Raw genomic sequence first — 18,508 nt, forward strand, 5'->3', positions numbered from 1 at the left:
TCTTTTTTTCGCCAATTAAAAAAGCGGATTCGCATCCGCTCTCGAGCCTTACGCACTTCTTATATCTCATGCTCTTTCACGAGCACACGAAAACGCGGTCGGACGGTCAATTCGATTGACGTCACGGTCCGCTTTCGATCTTCAGCTAGGACGATCAATAACTCTGCGTGGTCTCGCCGGTCTTCTAAAATCTCGACCTTGCTGACGGTGCGGAGCAGTTGATAATATACGAGCTCCCCGTCCCCACCTTTAATATTGATTTCAAACTCGTGATAGCTCGGTGATATTTTAAAGTAGAACGTCTCCCCATGCTTATTCGTGAAACGAAAAATCGACTCATCATAATAGAACGGGAGTGTCGAATCCATTCGTTTCGGTTCGACTGTACAAAACGCAGAAAGCACGATTTCGTCCGGGAACAATGCCCCTTCTTGTTTATTGAATTGCCATCCTTTCATCCAAACCCCTCATTTCAACACTATAATTATCTGAATAATTAGATTATTGCACATTTCAAGTGTTCCGGACAGGTAAATTCGTGACAATCCTCGAACACCTTTGTGTAGAACGAGAAACATTTCACATGAGAAAGGAGTATTACGATGTCCATTATCTCGCTCGACCATGTCACGAAACGGTTCGGGGATACGATTGCCTTGAACGACCTCACTCTGAAAGTGGAAGAAGGCGAACTCTTCGGGTTGCTCGGACCGAATGGTGCCGGGAAGACGACCGCCATTTCGGTCATGTTGAATCTGTACGAGGCGGACTCCGGTTCGATTCACATTTTTGGAAAAGCGATGCCAAAAGACGAACTGGCCATCAAACGCCGCGTGGGGATCGTGCCGCAACACGTCTCCGTCTATGACCAGCTGACCGTCTATGAGAACATCCAATTTTTTGCGGAGCTGTATGGATTCAGTCCGAAAGAAGCGAAACAAAAGACCGAGGCTGCGCTCCACTTCGTCGAACTCGATGCCCATCAAAAGAAACGTCCGCCCGAACTGTCCGGCGGTCTCCTCCGTCGCCTCAATATCGCCTGTGGCATCGTCCATGAACCCGAACTCATCTTCATGGATGAACCGACCGTCGCCATCGACCCGCAGTCGCGAAATACCATTTTAGAGAACATCCGCGAACTGAATCGCCGCGGTGCCACCATCATCTATACATCTCATTACATGGAAGAAGTCGAACTCCTCTGCGACCGAATCGCCATCGTTGATGAAGGAAGGATCATCGCAGAAGGAACACAGGACGAATTGAAAGACCGTGTCATGACACTCGAGACGGCCCGGATCAAAGTCGATGCGCTCACACCAAATTTGCTCGAACGTCTCGACGCACTCGAACACGTTCAAAAAGTAGAGTATGAAGAACCGTATATCGAGGTGTCGTTAGACAAAGACACGCCGCTTGCCCCGCTCCTTGAGACGCTCCATCAAGAACGCGTCCACTTCACCTCCATCACGGTCGACCGCCCTTCCCTCAATACCGTCTTTTTGGCATTGACGGGGAAGACGCTCCGGGAATAGGAGGGACGTCATGTGGACTTTCATCAAATATGATGTGAAACAGCGGCTTCGGGATCGTGCCACCCTCTTTTGGATGCTCATCTTTCCGCTCATCCTCATTTTCGGACTCGGGACGATGCTGTCGGCCGTCTTCAGTGACACGTTCAAACTTCCGGTCACGAACGTCGCCTACGTCGAATCGTCGACCTACCAGTATCGAGCACCGCTCGAGGCTTTTTTAAATGAGGAAGACATTCAAGCCTTCATCCGACTTGTCCCATACGTTGACCTCCAATCTGCCGAACAAGGTGTGAACGATGGCGATGCCGATGTCATCTTGCAACTCGATGGACCTGACATCACACTCTTCTATGAGGAACCGACGACGGTCGAGTTCGACGTCCTCGATGCCATCCTCGGTCAGTATACAGCCGTCGCCAATCAACAGATTACGCTCGCGGAAGCAGGCGTGTCGGCCCCATATGTGAATGAGGCTTGGCTCGATACGGAAAGTGTCGACTTGGCAGGACGTACCCCGACCTCGCTCGAGTATTTCACCGTCACGATTTCAATCATGACAGCATTGTTCGGGTCGTTTTATATCACATCGATGGCACGAGAAGAGCAACCGAATACAGGCAGTTACTTACGCATCCAAGCGGCCCCAGTCCGAACGGTTCAATATCGACTTGCGCGGACGTTCAGTCGCTACGTCATCATCTTGTTGCAGCTTATCCTCTTGTTTTGGTTCAGCCACTTCGTCTATCGCACATTCGACTTGGCGAACGTACAGTTCGGCTATCTGATTCTGTCTTGGCTCGCCTTGACCGCGTACGGGGTCGCCATCGGATTCCTGATTGTCAACTTGCCGAAGTTGAGCGCGACGACAAAGGATGCGATCGTCAACGGATTCGTCGCCATCCTCATGATCTTATCCGGTGGCTATGTCCCCGGTTTTGACCAAGTGACGCTGAACTATGCGCCGTGGGCTGCCTACGTGTTCATGCCGATTTTCATGCGGGACGGAATGCTAGCCGTCCTCCTACGTGAAGGTGACATGAATCTGTATTGGCAAAGTCTCGGATTGCTTGGGATTCATCTCCTCATCTTGATCGCATTCAGCTACATTCTCTCGAAAGGGGTGAAGCGTCATGGTACTCATTAGACATGTGGCCAAACGGATGCTTCGAAAGAAAGGGCTGTGGGTGTTCACCTTCGTGTCGATGTTCGGTTTCGCGCTCATCCTCTCCTTCGTCGGTGGAACGTCCAGTTTGAACGCATCCATCGGGATTGTCGACCGGGACGGTGGACTTCTCGCCGAACGCCTCATTGACGAGGCCGAACGGTTTGGTCGGGTCACGTTGCTCGAGTCGAACACGGATGATGTCTTGTTAGAAGGAGAAGATATCGTCCTCATCATTCCTGATGACTTCACGGAACAGGCGTTCACAGGAGAGATGCCTCGCCTTTCCTTCTCTGCAATCGCCGGGAGTGATGCCTCGTTGATCGAGCAGGCACTGAACGGTCATCTGTCCCGCGAACGCCAACTGCTCGAAGCGAGCGGCTACGATAGAGCGACGTTCGAACAGCTCGCGTCAAAAGAGACGTCGAACGGTTACTCACTTTCAAGTGAACCGTTCCAGGAAAGTGTCGCCACGACCGCCCGAACACAGGCCTTCTTCGGTCTGTTGTCGTTCATCATGATGTCGACCTTTCTCCAGTTCATTCCTATGTTTGTCGCGGATGATCGGGACGAGAAGATCTATGCGCGATTGTTCGCCTCACCGGTGACACCAAGGCGTTACTTCGCCTCCCTGCTACTAGCCTTTTATCTCGTCGGCTTCATCTACGTGATGCTGTTGATTGGCGTGAGCCTCGCTTTATACGGTCAAGATGTATGGATACATCTCCCGACCGTGTTCGCCTTGTTTTCTTCCTATCTGCTCGTCTGTCTAGCCCTCGGTGGCCTCATCGCCGTGTTTGCGACGAATCGGGAGAAGGCGAACATCTTTCAAATCTCGGTCACGATGGCATCCGCCATCACCGGCGGGGCGTTCATCAGCCTTCTCTGGTTGCCGGATTCATTGAAACTTGTCGGTCGTTTCCTGCCGACCTATTGGTTGAATAACGGTGTCATCACGATGTATGAGGGACAGTTCCCGTATCTCTCCATCCTTGTCATGATTGGCATGACCGGAGTCGTCTTCCTCCTCACCATCCTCGTGTTGAAGAAACGACCCCTGACCGTCTAATACAAAAGCGAGTCCCCCATATTCAGGAGGACTCGCTTTTTATTGTTGAAGTGTCGGTACGACTTTTTCAAAGAAGACGTCGACGAGAGATGGGTCAAACTGTTTGCCCGCCTCTTGTGAGATGATGGCGAGTGCCTCGTCAATCGTCTTCGCCTGTCGATACGGTCGCCCCGTCACCATGACATCGAACGTATCCGCAATTGCGATGATTCGTGAAGCAAGAGGGATCTCAAAATCTTGTAGCCCTTTCGGATAGCCTTTCCCGTCCCATCGTTCATGGTGCGCCAAGACAATTTCCGATAAGGCGACATATTCGGGTACGGTACTTAAAATATTGTAACTGATTTCCGGGTGGCGTTTGATTTCATACCATTCCGATTCGGTCAGCGCGCCCGGTTTATCCAAAATATCGTTGCTGATTGCCACTTTTCCTATGTCATGGAGAATAGCGGCCGTTCGAATCTCATTCACTTCAGCATTCGTGAAGCCCATCGCTTCTGCCAGTTGCCCCGCTAAATTGGCGACTCGTTGAGAATGCGCTTCTTCTCGTGGAATCTTCTCATACAGCGTGCGCATGATGATTTGAATGGAATGGTGGCGTCGACTCTGCTTTTCAGAAACCTTGTGGTGATACATCCGATCTTCCGCTAAATTGAACACCTCGGTCAATTCGACATTCGAGTCATGTTTGACCGCTTCACCGAATGATGCGGAAATCGGTAATCCTTCAACCGTCTGCTCGTGGAAGAGACGACCGAGACGATCCGACAGCTGTTTCGCCTCATCGAGCGTCGTATTCGGAGAGATCACGACGAACTCATCGCCTCCGACTCGTGCCACTTCATCTTTCGCGCGCAATTCATTTCGCAAAATATTCGCCGCTTCGACGAGCAGCTGGTCTCCGACCAAGTGTCCGAACGCATCGTTCGTGAGCTTCAACCCGTTGATATCGATGACGATGAGTGTGAGCGGATAAAAGTGGTCATCATCATAGCGCTCCAACGCCTCTTCAAAGTAACGCCGGTTTTTAATGCCCGTCAATTGATCGTGGTAACTGAGATACTCAATCTCTTTCTCATATGTTTTCTTCTCCGTGACATCTCCGATATAACCGTGCCACAACACGTGACCATCCGCTATCTTTTCCGGACGGGATGATCCTAAAATCCAGACGGTTCGTCCGTCCTCGGTCAAGACGCGAAACTCAGCATCCCAAATCGTCAAGTTGCGATAGGACTCATCAATCGACTGCATGACAAGCGGATAATCATCCGGGTGCATCCGTCGGAAGACAAGACTCGCGTCCGTCTGTACCTCTTCTGCCGAAATCCCCAGCATATCTTCAAAGCCTCGGCTAAAGAATGGGAAGTTGAAACTTCCATCAGGCAATAATTCGAATTGATAGATGGCACCCGGGATTTGATCGGACAATTTCGTCAAAAGCCGATCTCGGTCTGCCAACTTTTCTTCTAACTGAACTCGGTCCGTCACGTCTTTCGCGACCGCATAAATATAATTCCCTTGAAGTTTGCAATGCCACTCGATCGATCGATACGTATCGTCGATCGTCCGGAAACGGTTGATGAAGCGGAACAACTCACCACGTTCCTCAAGTTCCATAAACGCCGCTTCCGTGATGGTATCATCATCCGGGTGAACTAGACTAAGAAAGTCGATATTCTCCAGCTCATCAAGTGAAAACCCTAAAATTCGTTCCCATGCATCATTCAAATGGAGCACTTGTCGTGTGTTGAAGGCCATGATGCACTCCAAATCGAGGGTCGCGAATCCACCGAACATCGATTTTTTCGTCTCTCCGATTTGATGATCGGCTTTCGTCAATTGCTCAAGGACGTGGACGAGATATAACTCCACCAGCCCGAGCCGATTGGCAACCTTCCCTTTTTCCATCACAATCGTCAAGTCTCCGTATAAAATACCGTCCTTCTCGATTTTGAAGAGAACGACTTCTCCAAGCGAGAAGATTCGAAGTAGATTTTTGACGAGACGCGTTGGAAGCGCACCATCAATAAGTGGACCAATCCCATCAAATACACGAGGATTTGAATGTTTGAATAGGTCGCGTCGCTGATCCGTCATCGGCCATTTCCTTCCGACCGGATGAAATCCAAGGATGTCGAGACTTCTCTCTAACATCTCATCCATGCCCGATAATGCCACTGTCGTATACGATTCGCCATCCTCTTCCATCAAATTGAGTGCGACCGCCTTCGCTCCGGTGAAGTCACGGATTTGGTCAAGAAATTGTTGATTCATCAACAAGTCACTTCCGGTTGAGACGAAGCGATGCGATACGTTAACGAGTTGTTTTAACGCATTGTTCTCTTGAACGTGTGGCGTGATGTCGTGGAACATGACGGACACAAATCCTGTTCGTTGGCTAAACACGGACATCTCGAACCAACATTTATTACGACGGGAATAGTGTTCAAACGTCACGGTACCCCCATCACTGACGACACGTGCCACTTGAATCATCCATTCTCGCTCACTATATTCAAAGTCTTTTAGGGCGCTTGACACTTTTTTTCCGATGAAGTGTTTTCGCTTCCCTTTCATAATCTTCTCAAAGGCAGGATTCACTTCAAAGAATTCATAGTCAACCGGCTCCGAAGCGTCGTCGTAAATCACTTTAAACTCGACGTAGCCTTGGGGCATATAACGCAACAATGTATCGTATGAAGAATGAATGGGGTTTGTCACGTCACTTCCTCCTCAGCAAATAAAATCTCAATTTAGTTTACCTCATTTGTGATAGATTCCCTATTTTTTCCGAACTCATTCCCAACTTTTTATTTAAAGTTTTCGTAAACTGCATGCTCTTCCCTTGCCTCTCTCTCTCACCCTTTGCTAGACTGATTTCGAAAACCGATATCGAATTTCGATATTAAGGAGATGACACGTATGGAAGACCGCGTCTTGCGGAAGCTGTTTCTCGGATTCATCCACATCCACATTTTGCACCACGCCGCGGAACACCCCGTGTACGGAGCATGGATGGTCGATGAGCTTCGGGAGCACGGGTACGAAATCAGCGCCGGGACGCTCTACCCGATCTTGCACGGGATGGAGAAAGACGGGCTCTTGATTCGTGAAAACGAGACGGTCGATGGACACGTTCGCAAAAACTACGTGACGACCGAAAAAGGACTTTCTGTGTTGGCGGAAGCCCGTCAAAAGGCATACGAGTTATTCAAAGAAATTAAGGAGTGAAGATATGACGACAGAACGTGTGACGTTTAAAACGTTACTAGAGATTTTATTCGTTTCAACGAGGCTCGGTCTCACCTCATTCGGTGGGCCGGTCGCCCACCTCGGTTACTTCCACGAGGAATATGTGAGACGACGCAAATGGATGGATGAGAAAGCTTACGCCGACCTCGTCGCCTTATGCCAATTCTTGCCCGGACCGGCGAGTTCACAGGTCGGGATCGGGATTGGGATTGTCCGCGGTGGCATATTAGGTGGGATCACTTCATTTATCGGCTTCACAACGCCGTCGGTCGTTGCCCTCATCCTATTCGCTTTAATGTTATCCGGACTCGACGTCTCCGATGCAGGCTGGTTATACGGCTTGAAAGTCGTCGCCGTCGCTATCGTCGCCCATGCCATCTTAGGGATGGCGAGTAAACTGACACCTGATACAAAGACACGAACGATTGCCTTTTTTGCCTTGGCAGGCGTCCTACTCTGGCAAACGACGTTCAGTCAGGTATTGTTCATCCTCCTCGCGGCCCTCGCAGGATTCCTGTTGTTCAAGCCGGACCGCCTCGATACGAAATCGAGTGCGTTCCCGATTTCGAAACGTCTCGGGGCCGTCTTGTTGTCGATTTTCGGGGCACTTCTCGTCATCTTACCGATTTTACGGGAGACGTTTGAGAATCAGACGATTGCCTTGTTCGATAGCTTTTACCGGGCCGGTGCCCTCGTCTTCGGCGGCGGACATGTAGTCTTGCCACTACTAGAACGAGAACTTGTACCAGCTGGTTTCTTGAGTGAAGAAGCCTTCCTTGCAGGATACGGTGCCGCTCAGGCCGTTCCTGGTCCGCTTTTCACGTTCGCTTCTTATCTTGGAACGGTGATTAACGGTGTGCCGGGTGGTATCCTTGCGACGGTTGCGATTTTCTTGCCGGCCTTCTTGCTCATCCTCGGGGCACTTCCGTTTTGGGACGCGCTCCGTCACAACCCGAAAGTCGCCGGTGCCCTCATCGGTGTCAACGCAGCGGTCGTTGGGATTTTGATTGCGGCATTCTACAGCCCGATCTTCACGAGTACCGTCAACGGTGCGGTCGACTTCGTGTTCGCTGCCTTCCTGTTCGTGATGATCGCTTATTGGAAGTTACCACCGTGGTCACTCGTCATCGCCGGGGTACTCGGTGGGACGTTGATTAATCTGATGTAAAGTGCAAGGGACCTCGTGTCCCTTTTTTTATTGGATTTTTACGTCATTTGATTGTTAATCTTTTGAAACCATTCCCTCCTCCACGCTCGTTATACTGAAGAATGGATTCAAAAATAAGGGAAATGTCCGCTTTACTAGAAAGGAAGTGGGGGCATGCAACCACTCAAACATACAACGTATATGCCTGGTCTCGACGGCTTGCGCACGTTCGCCGTCTTGGCTGTGATTTTATATCATTTAAATGTACCTTACATACCCGGGGGATTCCTCGGTGTCGATGTCTTCTTCGTCCTGTCCGGTTACTTGATTACCGGGATCTTGATTCGCGAATGGACGAAGACCGGCACAATCGATTTGAAAAAGTTCTACCTCGCGCGTTTCCGTCGTTTGTTGCCGGCACTCGTCTTGATGCTGTCGGTCGTGATGACGTATGTGACTCTGTTTGACCGCTCCTTGCTCGATACGGTGCGCCAAGATTCACTGGCGGCACTCGCCTATGTGAACAACTGGTGGTATATCTTTCACGAAGTTTCCTACTTCGAGAGTTTCGGAAAGCCATCACCGCTTCAAAATTTATGGTCTCTCTCCATCGAAGAACAGTTTTATGCGTTCTGGCCGTTGCTCCTACTCGTCGGTCTCGCGTTCCGGAAGCGATTGCTTCAACTGCTCGCTGCGCTTCTATTCGTCTCCGCCGCCTGGATGGCGTTCCGATATGTCCCGGAAGCCGATCCGAGCCGCGTCTACTACGGGACCGACACGCGATTGTTCGGTCTGCTCATGGGAGCCGTCCTCGCCTTCGGTTGGCGTCCGGACACGTTTAAAGAAACGATCCCGAATATCGGACGCCACATTTTGAACTGGACCGGCGCCGTTTCGCTCATCGTCATCGTCGGGATCATCAGTAACGTCAACGCCTACGATACATTCCTCTATTATGGAGGTTTCTTGCTCGTCTCTTTCCTATCCGCCCTATTGATTGCCGCTGTCGCCCATCCGGCGACCATTTGGTCACGACTGTTTGGAAGCGTTTGGCTTCGCGTGATCGGTACACGGACGTATGGGATTTACTTGTGGCACTATCCGGTCATCATTCTATCGACACCGCTCGATCGACTCGGGACGTTCTCGCCACTTCTTTCCGTCGGGCAAGTGGCGTTGACGCTTTTGATCGCCGAGTTGTCGTATCGCTTCGTCGAGACACCGATTCGTCGAAACGGATTCAAACAAGCGTTCCGTCAGCTCGTCTCAACACCGACGCACCCAAACGCACGCTTTGCCGCCACGGCATGTGCGACCGCGCTCTCACTCGTTCTCGTTGGGAATTTGACCATCCTGGCGTTCTCTGAGTCGAAGCCGGTCGAAGATGAAATTCCTGTCGTGAAAGTACCGATACCAAAAGATGAGACAAAGGACGTTCCGAACGAACCGGAATCCAAGGAGACAGAGGAAGTCCCGTCTGAAGATCAACCGACAGAAGAAAACAAAGCACCAACTGAAAAACCAGAAGAACGAACATGTCCACCGGCTCTCGCGATTGGCGACTCGGTCATGCTCGGATTGAACGAATATTTGGCAGATGCTTTCCCGAATATGAAAATCGATGCCCAAATCGGACGTCAAGTTCGCGATGCGATTCCAGTTGCCTCTCAGTACCAATCGTATAATGCTTCAGGTCACGTCGTGTTCCTCCATCTCGGAACGAACGGTGCCTTCAAAATGGAGCAACTCGAGACGTTGCTCAAGCAGTTCGAACGAGCAGATGAAATCTATTTGATCAACACACGTGTCCCACGTCCATGGGAGAGTGAGGTCAATAAAAAACTCGCTCGGGCCAGTGAGCTTCATGAGAACGTGTCCCTCATCGATTGGCATGAACGCTCAATCGGAAAGGAAGCGTACTTCGAAAGTGACGGGGTCCATTTAAATATTAAGGGCGCCGAAGCGTTTGGCCACGTACTGAACGAAGAAATCGGCTGTCAACCAAACTAGGCTCTTGCGAGTGCAAGAGCCTAGTTTTTAATTGACTCAAATACATAATCCCTCATTTCAGAACTCTTATGAAAGAGGTAAAATAATACTAAAAAATGGAAAGAGTGATTACTATGAATAAATGCACAGCATGCGGAGCGACTCTGAAGCGAGGGCAATCCCACTGTTCGCAATGTGGCACGAAAATCGAAACGTCATCGACCCGACTTCCCCTTTGGAAGTGGGCCGTCCCGCTCGCCCTTGTGGCCGTGATCGGATTAGGGGTATGGTTATGGTCGGAATGGAACGAACCACTCGCCTCAAAAGAGACGACGACAGCAAAAGATGTACAACAATCGTTCTCTGCTTCGACGGAGGAAGAAGAATCAGAAAAAGCTTCTGAAGTCGAAGAGGACGCCGCTCTCCCGGATACCGAAGCAGAAACGGGTGTGTTCTATGAACCAGTTTCCTATGACGAAATCGATCGGTTTATGTATTCTTTTATCGACGCTTTCACCAGTGCGACTTATTCAACGGATACATCCGAAGTCGAAACATTCCTTGCTGAGGGATCAACGTTCCAGTCACAGACATTAGATTACTTGAACAACACGCTCTTCGTCAAAGGCATCAAAGAAGACCACATATACACAGAAGTCATCTCTATTCAAGTGAACGGTGAAGATCGTGACTCGATTGAAGATGATGAAACCGCGACCGTCACCACGAATGAAGAGTACCGTATCATCAAAGAGGACGACTCTAGTGTGAGAGCGACATTCGAAACGACGTATGCAGTCCGGTATGAGGATGGCGACATGAAGATTGTGCAAAACCTTGGCTCCAATGAATTATCACGGGAAGAAGAATATTGAAAACAAGCACGGACAGTAGGCTGTCCGTGCTTGTTTCGCTTAGTTGATATTCAATTTTCTCATTCCCCAACCAAGGAGCGCCCCCATCGTGATCAAGACGAGCGCAATGAACGTTCCTGCGATACTCAGTCCGTCCGTGGCAACGCCTAAAATCCGAACACCGTTCAACTCAACGAACATGCCGTTATTCAAGAACCACTGCCAGACGATGAATGCAAGGAGTGCCGGAGCCACAAACCAGATTCCTGCCTGCCATGAGTGAACATGCCCCTTAGCGAACATAGCATAAATCACGACATTCAAGACTAATAATATCAGCAACCAGGAGAAGACACCGTCCTTGTACAACGCTTCAGAACGCGTTTCATCATTTGCGAGATCCGCCTCATACATTTCGGTCAACGTCCCAAAAATCATCGGTGAGACGGTGATCATATCGACAGGCTTGCCAATTGAATTGGCCGGTCCTTCGGTATCGGAGAATGATTGCCACAAGACATCCTCTACCCCACCAAATCCTTCGCTTACTGTTTCAATTGAATTCGCAATTTTTTCTGGGGCGGTCTCCCCAAACAACGACATGCCAATTTCATAAGAACCTAATGGAGATTGAAGTGAGAGTGCTTGCTCTCCTCCATGTCCGATGGTCTGCCAATTCATACTCGCCGCTTGTCCAGTCAAATACAGCATTTCTTCGCTGTCGATAAACTCGAGGCGTTCTCCCTCATCGATTTTACTGAGTTGAAGACCAAAGTAACCAATACCGACGAACGTCGATACGAGTGTGACGGTCAATAACGCACGAACGCCTTGTTGCGCAATCTTCCACTCTCCCTGGAACGGCATCGTAATCAAATAAGCCAACCCGAGAGCAAAGAGGACCATCAAGGTTGTCGCCGCAATGGTTTTGATCCATGCGACTTCAAAGAGTGGTGGATGAAAAGCGAAGGCGTAAATCAATCCATACCCGACGAGAACCGTCACCATGAATCCCGCCATACGACTGAGCACATCGCTCAACGTCGATGTCTGTCGAATCAAGACATACACAACGGCAATCATCAAGAATATTCCACCATACATCATGAAGTAGTTTCCAAATTGAGCATCCACAGCCCCTTCGATTCGCAAGAAATCTCCAATCCCTGCACCGAGACTCGCGATAAACTGATTCACCTGTTCTGTCGTGACGGACCAGTACACTTTTGCACCGATGAGAAAAGCGAGGAACATCGTTGCATTAAACGACGAAATGTTAATTTCGAGTTCATCGGCAAGTGATGGAATGGCCTCCGCCGGTAGCATCGCGACCAGACTTCCTGCAATCAACAGAAGAACGAGTAAGAATCCAAGACCGAACAACGATCCGCGTACCACGTCTGTCTGATTGATACGTAATGACCGGAGCGATTCAGTTGAAAAGGACAACTTCATTGTGCCGTCTCGTTTTCCGGCAACTCGTCTCAATTGTGACATCACTTGTGTCCCGGTCGCGGCGACCGTACGAAGTGACTCTTCCATCCGATTGACACTTGTCGACGGTTCGAGTGCCGTTTGGCCGCAAGCATGACAATATAATTCATGCGCTGCCCTAGCATTGCCACAACTCGTACAAAATTGACCGGTCGATACGTCAAAACGATACGACGTATCTGTCCCTTCTAGTTGGACACCGTCCCGTTCACAATATTGATTGTGGTCCTCATTTGCATGACCACATTGGTGACAATACCTCATGCAGTCACCTCCATCTTCCCTCCACAGCATGCACAATACGATGCATCAAGCGGTTGTGGGGAACCACAAGAATTGCATGCTTGTTTCGGACGGACGTCCGGTTGCGGGACCGGTGTACCACATGAACCACAGAATTTTGCATCCTTATCGAGCGATGCGTCACACGATGTACAGCGATGTGGTTTGAGCGCTTCTTGCATATCTCGGATGCGCCGGCTCGCCTCATAGATGAGGACATCCTGTTCCATAATCTTCGCCACTTCTTCCGAACGTCCTTGCTGCATCAATTGACGATACTGCTGTTGTCCGAGTTCAAGAAGCAATTGCCCCCGAGCCTTTTTTGATTTTTCCATTCGAGCCTGTAAGTCCTTGATACTCTCCGCTGTATCTAATAGCGCAGACTGTTGTTGCCACATTGTCATGTTCATCTCTCCTATTCTAAATATGTCGCTTCTACGATATGATACGTTCCATCATCATATGGTTCGGCGATGACATAGCGAAACCTTGATTTCACTAAACGTTGAGGCGCGTCTTCTTCGCCATCCGTCATAAATTGACTGTTAATACCAATGACCGCTTCCGTCTCAATCGCCATCTTTTTATTCCATGTCGTAAGTTTCGTTTTTTGGTTAATCACTTCTACCCCATCGAACGAGCCATACCATTCCTGGTTTTCTGATTGCATGATGTCATAAGTTTTTTGTTGTTTGGCCAAGTAAGCCTCATCCGTGACAACCGTCAATGCACTCAAGTCCTCGTAATACATGAAGTTCACCCATTCTTCGGCGTGACGCGTGATGATGTCCTCTGTGAACCCAATTGTGTCAGCATTCACTTGCGGGTCAAACTTGACCGGCTTACTACCCGGCTTAGCGAGAACCTGTTTGGATTCTACCGTCCCCCATGGCATGTCAATATAAGTACTCAACGTTACGCCTTGTTTCGGAACGGGTCCGTATGTCTTCCATTCTCCAATCGTTTTGCCTGAATCTTCCCCATTCACAATCAACGGAGCGTCTTCGTAGGTTTGATCTAGCTCGACACTCAATCCTTTGAACGCGACCATGAACGGTTCATCTGAATTGGACGACTCCAGACTATTGAACGTTTTGACCGCTTGATCTTGTCCATATTGACCATCGTATTTCACAGCGACTTCGACCATACCGGGAAACGCATCCCGAATGACGACTTGATCTCCTTCAGAAGCCAGTTTTTCTTTCCCATATGGGTCAGGCAAAGACACTGTGATGGCATCAAAGTTACTCGACACATACATCGTCTGAGGAATCAACTCAAGACCATATCGCTTGAATACACCGTACGATTTGCCGATTTCCCGTAAACGAAGCGGAAGTCCCTCATTCGATGCTCCGATGGAACGACTAGCACGGTCTAAATAGTCCACTGTCGATTCCATCAATTCCGCTTGGCTCAGTCCTGTCAATAAGTCCGTTGCCTGGGCCTCTGTCACGTCTGCTTCCTTGAGTCGTAATAACGGGGCGAGTGCCTTGGCATCCTCACTCGTGATAGCTTTGCGAATCTGTTCGATTTGTTTTTCAGGGGTATACATGAATTGATAAAATCCAAAATATGTCGCACCTGCAATCAATAATAAAGATAATACCGTAATCAATAAGCCTTTTCCGACTCGTTTTTTGGAAGATGGGATCTTCGTTTCAACGGGTGGTGTCGGTTTCACTTCTTCCATTGAAGCCATTGTTTCCACCTTCGTGCCGCAATTTGGGCAGAACTGTTGCGTAGTACTCAGTTCTTTTGAACAATTTGGACAGTTCATAATTCACCTCTCTATAGCATAATACGAGTTATCTTACCATATTTTATATAAGTATACCGTTATTTATTTACAATAAAAGTAAATGAAAAAGAGTAGAATTATCTACTCTTTCCTCGTCCATGTTCGATTAAATACGTAACGTCCCAACAACTTCACATACGCCAACATTTCACGAATCATATATCGCCCTTTCGCAAGCGGTGGGGTCGGTGCATACAAAGCATCACTCTCGAGCTGAAAGTACAGTCTCGCAATCAGACGAGCGCGCGGCACATGAAAATCATTTGTCACGATTGTCACACCGGACGCTCCGTCCCAAATTGAGCGGCTATGCTCAAAGTTCTCGATTGTCGACGTCGATGTCGCTTCCACATGAATCCGTGTTGCATCGATTCCTTGCGCCATCAGTTCTCGTTCAATGACACGCGCCTCCGCCATCCCTTCATCTGGTCCCTGTCCACCTGTTGCGATCAGTTCGACATGAGGATGTGCCTTCGCATAGGCGGCCGCTACGTCAATTCGATGTTGGAGCGCGCGGGACGGTCGAGTCCCATTCACTTTCGCCCCAAGGATGATGACAAACCGGTATGTACCAGTCGCGTTCTTTCTCATATTGTCACCTCATATTCGTCCATTCTCTTTTAACCATACTTAATCAAGAGAAAGATTGCACGAATCCATTCTTTTTACAAATTATAGTCAGTGTTTTGGGATATATATGAAATAAAATTACCAAATAACCATAAAATGTTTTAAGATAAAGGAGGTAAGACTTTTTGAGGGAGGACTGGTGACCCATGACAGATTCAGATAAATGGTTATCCACCCGCTTCTTGTATACACGCGATGCACGATTGTTTGCAGAAATCGAAGTCGTCGAGCTCGACCCATCTCACTTTAAGTTTGTGATTCATCCGACACCGCTTGGCGCCGGGGAATCTCCTTATATGCGACAAGGTCCCCTCGACTCAGACCATCTCCCCTCTGCATTTTCTGATGTGAGCCGTGTGTATACGAGACAGCTGGATTGCTTACGTGCAGCGACACGTCTCGTCTCTTCGATTGGACCAGCTCGCTTCACAACACATTGACTAAAAGAACGGAGTCGCATGATGCGACTCCGTTTTTTGTTATCGTTTCGATAATTTGACGATAAATGGAATCGGTTGATCGATTCCTTCATATTTCGCTCGCAAGACAACGATATGCTCTTGGTCATCTCGTTGGATGGTAACATTGGATCCTTGAATCGTCACGAGATCCGGGTGTGAACTCTCCCAATTCGTGATGCTCTTCGCCCCGATTCCAAGTAAACCTCCATACTGCGTTGGCAGAGTTGCTGTTTGCGCATTACCCGTCAATGCGCTCACAACTGGATTCAAAAGGGTTCCAAGCGAATCGAGCAACCCACCGAGTAACCCCGTATCGACATCTTGTGTGGACATATTGATGATTTGATTTGTACTAGCATTGCTGACGGTCAAGGTAAATGGCGTGACCACATCATTTTCCCGAACGTCCCCCGTACTCGTCATCAGTGCCGGGTTACTTGAGGTCCATGTGAGCGGAGTACCATTCAAGCTCGTTGGTAACGACAAATCAAATACCGGATACAGCGTCCCGAATGACGACTTAACTTTCGTCACATCGTCTGCTAATACCAACTGAACATTCGCTGCAACCGACCCACTAAACGTCTTCGTCCGAGTCAATCCGTTCTTTGTGACCGAAGCCGTCAGGATGAACGATTTCACATCGGTCGGATCTTGTTCAATCACCCCGGTGTTCGAGATGACACCCGGTTGATTCGAGGACCAACTGACATTGATTCCGTTTGATGCGGACGGAAGTGAGATGTTGGTCGACAGGTTAATGAGATTACCAAGGTTGATGGCATTTAAAGCCGCATCGAGCTCGGCTGTCAACAACGCATCATCTTTTGGTACAAGCAAATTCGAGAAGGTACGTGATTTCGTCACACCGTCCTTCGTCGCATTGACCGTAATCGACACCGTTTGATCCGTCGTGCCACGTGTGACAACCCCACTGTTCGAGACGACCGCTGGATTCGATGAGGACAGCGTCGTTGTACCACCAGTGAATGGCGGTAGGACAATGTTCGATGTGAGTGGACTTGTAATCGACAGTGCTGCCAAGTAGTCATCTACTTCCCCTTCAGCCCCGCCTTCTTTCTTCGGTACAAGTAAACCGAGGAAAATTTTCGTTTTCGTGACCCCATCTTTTGTCACTGTGACGACGAGCGAAACGGATTGGTCCGTCGTACCTCGTGTGACAATCCCACTGTTTGTAATAACCGCTTGATTCGAAGACGTCAAGGTCACCGTCGCCCCAGCAAGAGGTGGGAGTGTGATATTTGAAGTCACTGGGCTTGAGATGACCAGTCGATTCAAGTAATCATCAATGATACTGTCCGCCGATGAATCTTTTTTCGGTACGAGGATATTCGGGAAGGACTTCGTACGCGTCACCGCTCCCTTCGTTGCCCGTACGGTCAAATTGACATACATGTCTTGATTTCCTCTCGTAACGACACCAGAAGTGGAGACGACTGATGGATTGCTCGATTCAATCGAGAAGACGACACCCGGATAGGACGGCAATTCGATATTCTTCGTGAGCGGGTTATCGATTTGAATGCTGTTGAGCCAGAGGTCGAGCTCTTCTTCGTCCGTCTGGGAGCGCTTCGGAATCAAAATGTTATTGTAGGTGATTGATTCCGTGATGTCCCCACGTTTCGCTTGAATCGTGAACGTCACAAGTTCATCATTCGTTCCGCGCGTCACTTTACCAGTACTCGACAAAGCCGACTTGTTTGAATCAATCGAGAATGTCACACCGTCAATTTGCGGGAAGACGATGTCATTCAACAACGGATTCGCCACTTGGATATTCAATAATAGACCTTTTAATAGATTGCGAATATCCGATTCCGAATCACCCGGAACCTGTCCGCCTTTTAATGTAACGACCACCGGTGATGTCCGCTTGACGCCCGACTGGACATACATATTATAGGACGCAGGTTTGAGCGGTAGAGATGCCACTTTGTAAGAACCATCTTGTTCAGGATAAATCAACTTTTTATACTGTACTTTGGTTTCTCTGTTTTCAGCAATCAAGTAGTGACGTACGCCTCGAGCCGGATAATGAATTTTACCTACGGCCTGAATCTGTTCATTGTTCGTCAAAATGGAAAAAACGGGTTGGGTCAAATGAACATCTCGCACCACAAGCTTCGCTTTTCCACTGAAGTATAAGTTTAATCCACGAGCTTTATAGCTGACCATTCTTGTTCCTAGCTTACTTGTGTATGCTGGGCCCCACTCCAATGGATAAGTGGAACGCTGACCATTTGCAAAATAAGCAGTTAATTTGGTCGGCAAATTCGCCTTTTGACCTTTTCCGACCGCACGAATGATTGGCGTTGAAACCTTGATCGGATAGTTCTTCACTCTCACATACCAGGTCGTTTTCTTGTTCGTGCCTTGAACGCTTCCAACGATTCGTTGAGTTCGATTCAAGTACTCTTTTTGAAAACTGACTTTCGACCATTTCACTGAACGATAAGCGTACCGCCCGTTAGATAATTTGACTTTCACACTTTTTGGATAAGTAAATTTCTTAACCGCATACGTAACTCCTCCATAGTGTGTATACGATTTTGGTGAGTAGACATGGGTCACAGATGAACTTGCCTCAACCTTCGACCCCGGTACAATGGTAAATCCGACAAGTAAGAAAAAACACAAAAAAAGAGCAACGACTTTTTTCATTCATGCATCCTCCTTTACTAACTACAAGGCGACAGGTATACATGATGTGCGTGCCTCTAAGGTGGTAATCATTTTTACCCCGAAAACGAAATAAATATGTAAATTTTGTAATATAAATAATACAAAAGTAACATAAAAAATACT

General features: G+C 48.7%; 15 protein-coding genes and 1 pseudogene. 8 read left to right on the plus strand and 8 right to left on the minus strand.

Annotated features, from left to right (window positions below):
• Positions 1 to 59: 59 nt before the first annotated feature.
• On the minus strand, positions 60 to 458 hold the full coding sequence (locus tag GVY43_RS07965; RefSeq protein WP_159562802.1) for a hypothetical protein: 399 nt from the start codon (positions 456 to 458) through the stop codon (positions 60 to 62).
• Positions 459 to 602: 144 nt separating this feature from the next.
• Between GVY43_RS07965 and GVY43_RS07970 the strand changes: the two genes are divergently transcribed.
• From GVY43_RS07970 to GVY43_RS07980, 3 genes are read left to right on the plus strand one after another with little or no spacing between them, the layout of a single operon-like run.
• The gene (locus GVY43_RS07970) at positions 603 to 1,535 is read left to right on the plus strand and encodes an ABC transporter ATP-binding protein (protein WP_159562803.1); all 933 of its coding nucleotides are present in this window, start codon (positions 603 to 605) and stop codon (positions 1,533 to 1,535) included.
• Between the two features lie 10 nt (positions 1,536 to 1,545).
• The gene (locus GVY43_RS07975) at positions 1,546 to 2,679 is read left to right on the plus strand and encodes an ABC transporter permease (protein WP_159562804.1); all 1,134 of its coding nucleotides are present in this window, start codon (positions 1,546 to 1,548) and stop codon (positions 2,677 to 2,679) included.
• Positions 2,666 to 3,766, plus strand: a complete 1,101-nt coding sequence (locus GVY43_RS07980) for an ABC transporter permease (RefSeq protein WP_159562805.1) — start codon at positions 2,666 to 2,668, stop codon at positions 3,764 to 3,766. Before GVY43_RS07975 ends, GVY43_RS07980 begins: the two co-directional genes overlap by 14 nt.
• A 39-nt stretch (positions 3,767 to 3,805) precedes the next feature.
• Here the strand turns inward: GVY43_RS07980 and GVY43_RS07985 are convergent, their stop codons facing one another.
• Positions 3,806 to 6,490, minus strand: a complete 2,685-nt coding sequence (locus tag GVY43_RS07985) for an HD domain-containing phosphohydrolase (RefSeq protein WP_159562806.1) — start codon at positions 6,488 to 6,490, stop codon at positions 3,806 to 3,808.
• A 201-nt stretch (positions 6,491 to 6,691) separates the two neighbouring features.
• Here GVY43_RS07985 and GVY43_RS07990 point away from each other — a divergent pair, with 201 nt between their 5' ends.
• The 4 genes from GVY43_RS07990 (at position 6,692) to GVY43_RS08005 (ending at position 11,032) form a co-directional block, all read left to right on the plus strand.
• Positions 6,692 to 7,000 (plus strand): PadR family transcriptional regulator, encoded by a 309-nt coding sequence (locus tag GVY43_RS07990; RefSeq protein WP_031422630.1) that lies wholly within the window; start codon positions 6,692 to 6,694, stop codon positions 6,998 to 7,000.
• A gap of 4 nt (positions 7,001 to 7,004) precedes the next feature.
• Positions 7,005 to 8,189, plus strand: coding sequence for a chromate efflux transporter (gene chrA, locus GVY43_RS07995; protein WP_159562807.1), 1,185 nt, complete (start codon positions 7,005 to 7,007; stop codon positions 8,187 to 8,189).
• Between the two features lie 153 nt (positions 8,190 to 8,342).
• Positions 8,343 to 10,178, plus strand: coding sequence for an acyltransferase family protein (locus GVY43_RS08000; protein WP_159562808.1), 1,836 nt, complete (start codon positions 8,343 to 8,345; stop codon positions 10,176 to 10,178).
• 113 nt (positions 10,179 to 10,291) lie between these two features.
• Complete coding sequence (locus GVY43_RS08005) at positions 10,292 to 11,032, plus strand: zinc ribbon domain-containing protein (RefSeq protein ID WP_159562809.1); 741 nt, start codon at positions 10,292 to 10,294, stop codon at positions 11,030 to 11,032.
• A 39-nt stretch (positions 11,033 to 11,071) separates the two neighbouring features.
• Here the strand turns inward: GVY43_RS08005 and GVY43_RS08010 are convergent, their stop codons facing one another.
• The 5 genes and pseudogenes from GVY43_RS08010 to GVY43_RS08025 all read right to left on the minus strand — a co-directional run bounded on the left by GVY43_RS08010 (position 11,072) and on the right by GVY43_RS08025 (position 15,182).
• Entirely contained in the window at positions 11,072 to 12,769 is a 1,698-nt protein-coding gene (locus GVY43_RS08010) for a zinc ribbon domain-containing protein (RefSeq protein WP_159562810.1), read from the minus strand.
• Positions 12,766 to 13,191 (minus strand): zinc ribbon domain-containing protein, encoded by a 426-nt coding sequence (locus tag GVY43_RS08015; protein WP_159562811.1) that lies wholly within the window; start codon positions 13,189 to 13,191, stop codon positions 12,766 to 12,768. Before GVY43_RS08015 ends, GVY43_RS08010 begins: the two co-directional genes overlap by 4 nt.
• An 11-nt stretch (positions 13,192 to 13,202) precedes the next feature.
• On the minus strand, positions 13,203 to 14,492 hold the full coding sequence (locus GVY43_RS08020) for a TcaA 3rd/4th domain-containing protein (RefSeq protein WP_236548940.1): 1,290 nt from the start codon (positions 14,490 to 14,492) through the stop codon (positions 13,203 to 13,205).
• A gap of 12 nt (positions 14,493 to 14,504) precedes the next feature.
• Positions 14,505 to 14,570: pseudogene (locus tag GVY43_RS16135) on the minus strand (zinc-ribbon domain-containing protein); the annotation flags it as partial.
• 102 nt (positions 14,571 to 14,672) lie between these two features.
• Entirely contained in the window at positions 14,673 to 15,182 is a 510-nt protein-coding gene (locus tag GVY43_RS08025; protein WP_074036046.1) for a YdcF family protein, read from the minus strand.
• A gap of 185 nt (positions 15,183 to 15,367) precedes the next feature.
• Here GVY43_RS08025 and GVY43_RS08030 point away from each other — a divergent pair, with 185 nt between their 5' ends.
• A complete protein-coding gene (locus GVY43_RS08030; protein WP_159562813.1) occupies positions 15,368 to 15,661 on the plus strand; it encodes a hypothetical protein in 294 nt (97 codons plus the stop codon).
• Positions 15,662 to 15,700: 39 nt separating this feature from the next.
• Here GVY43_RS08030 and GVY43_RS08035 read toward each other — a convergent pair whose 3' ends face one another.
• A complete protein-coding gene (locus GVY43_RS08035) occupies positions 15,701 to 18,364 on the minus strand; it encodes an immunoglobulin-like domain-containing protein (protein ID WP_159562814.1) in 2,664 nt (887 codons plus the stop codon).
• Between the last annotated feature and the right edge of the window lie 144 nt (positions 18,365 to 18,508).

It is taken from the genome of Exiguobacterium sp. 8H (assembly GCF_902506255.1).
Classification (GTDB): Bacteria; Bacillota; Bacilli; order Exiguobacteriales; family Exiguobacteriaceae; genus Exiguobacterium; species Exiguobacterium profundum.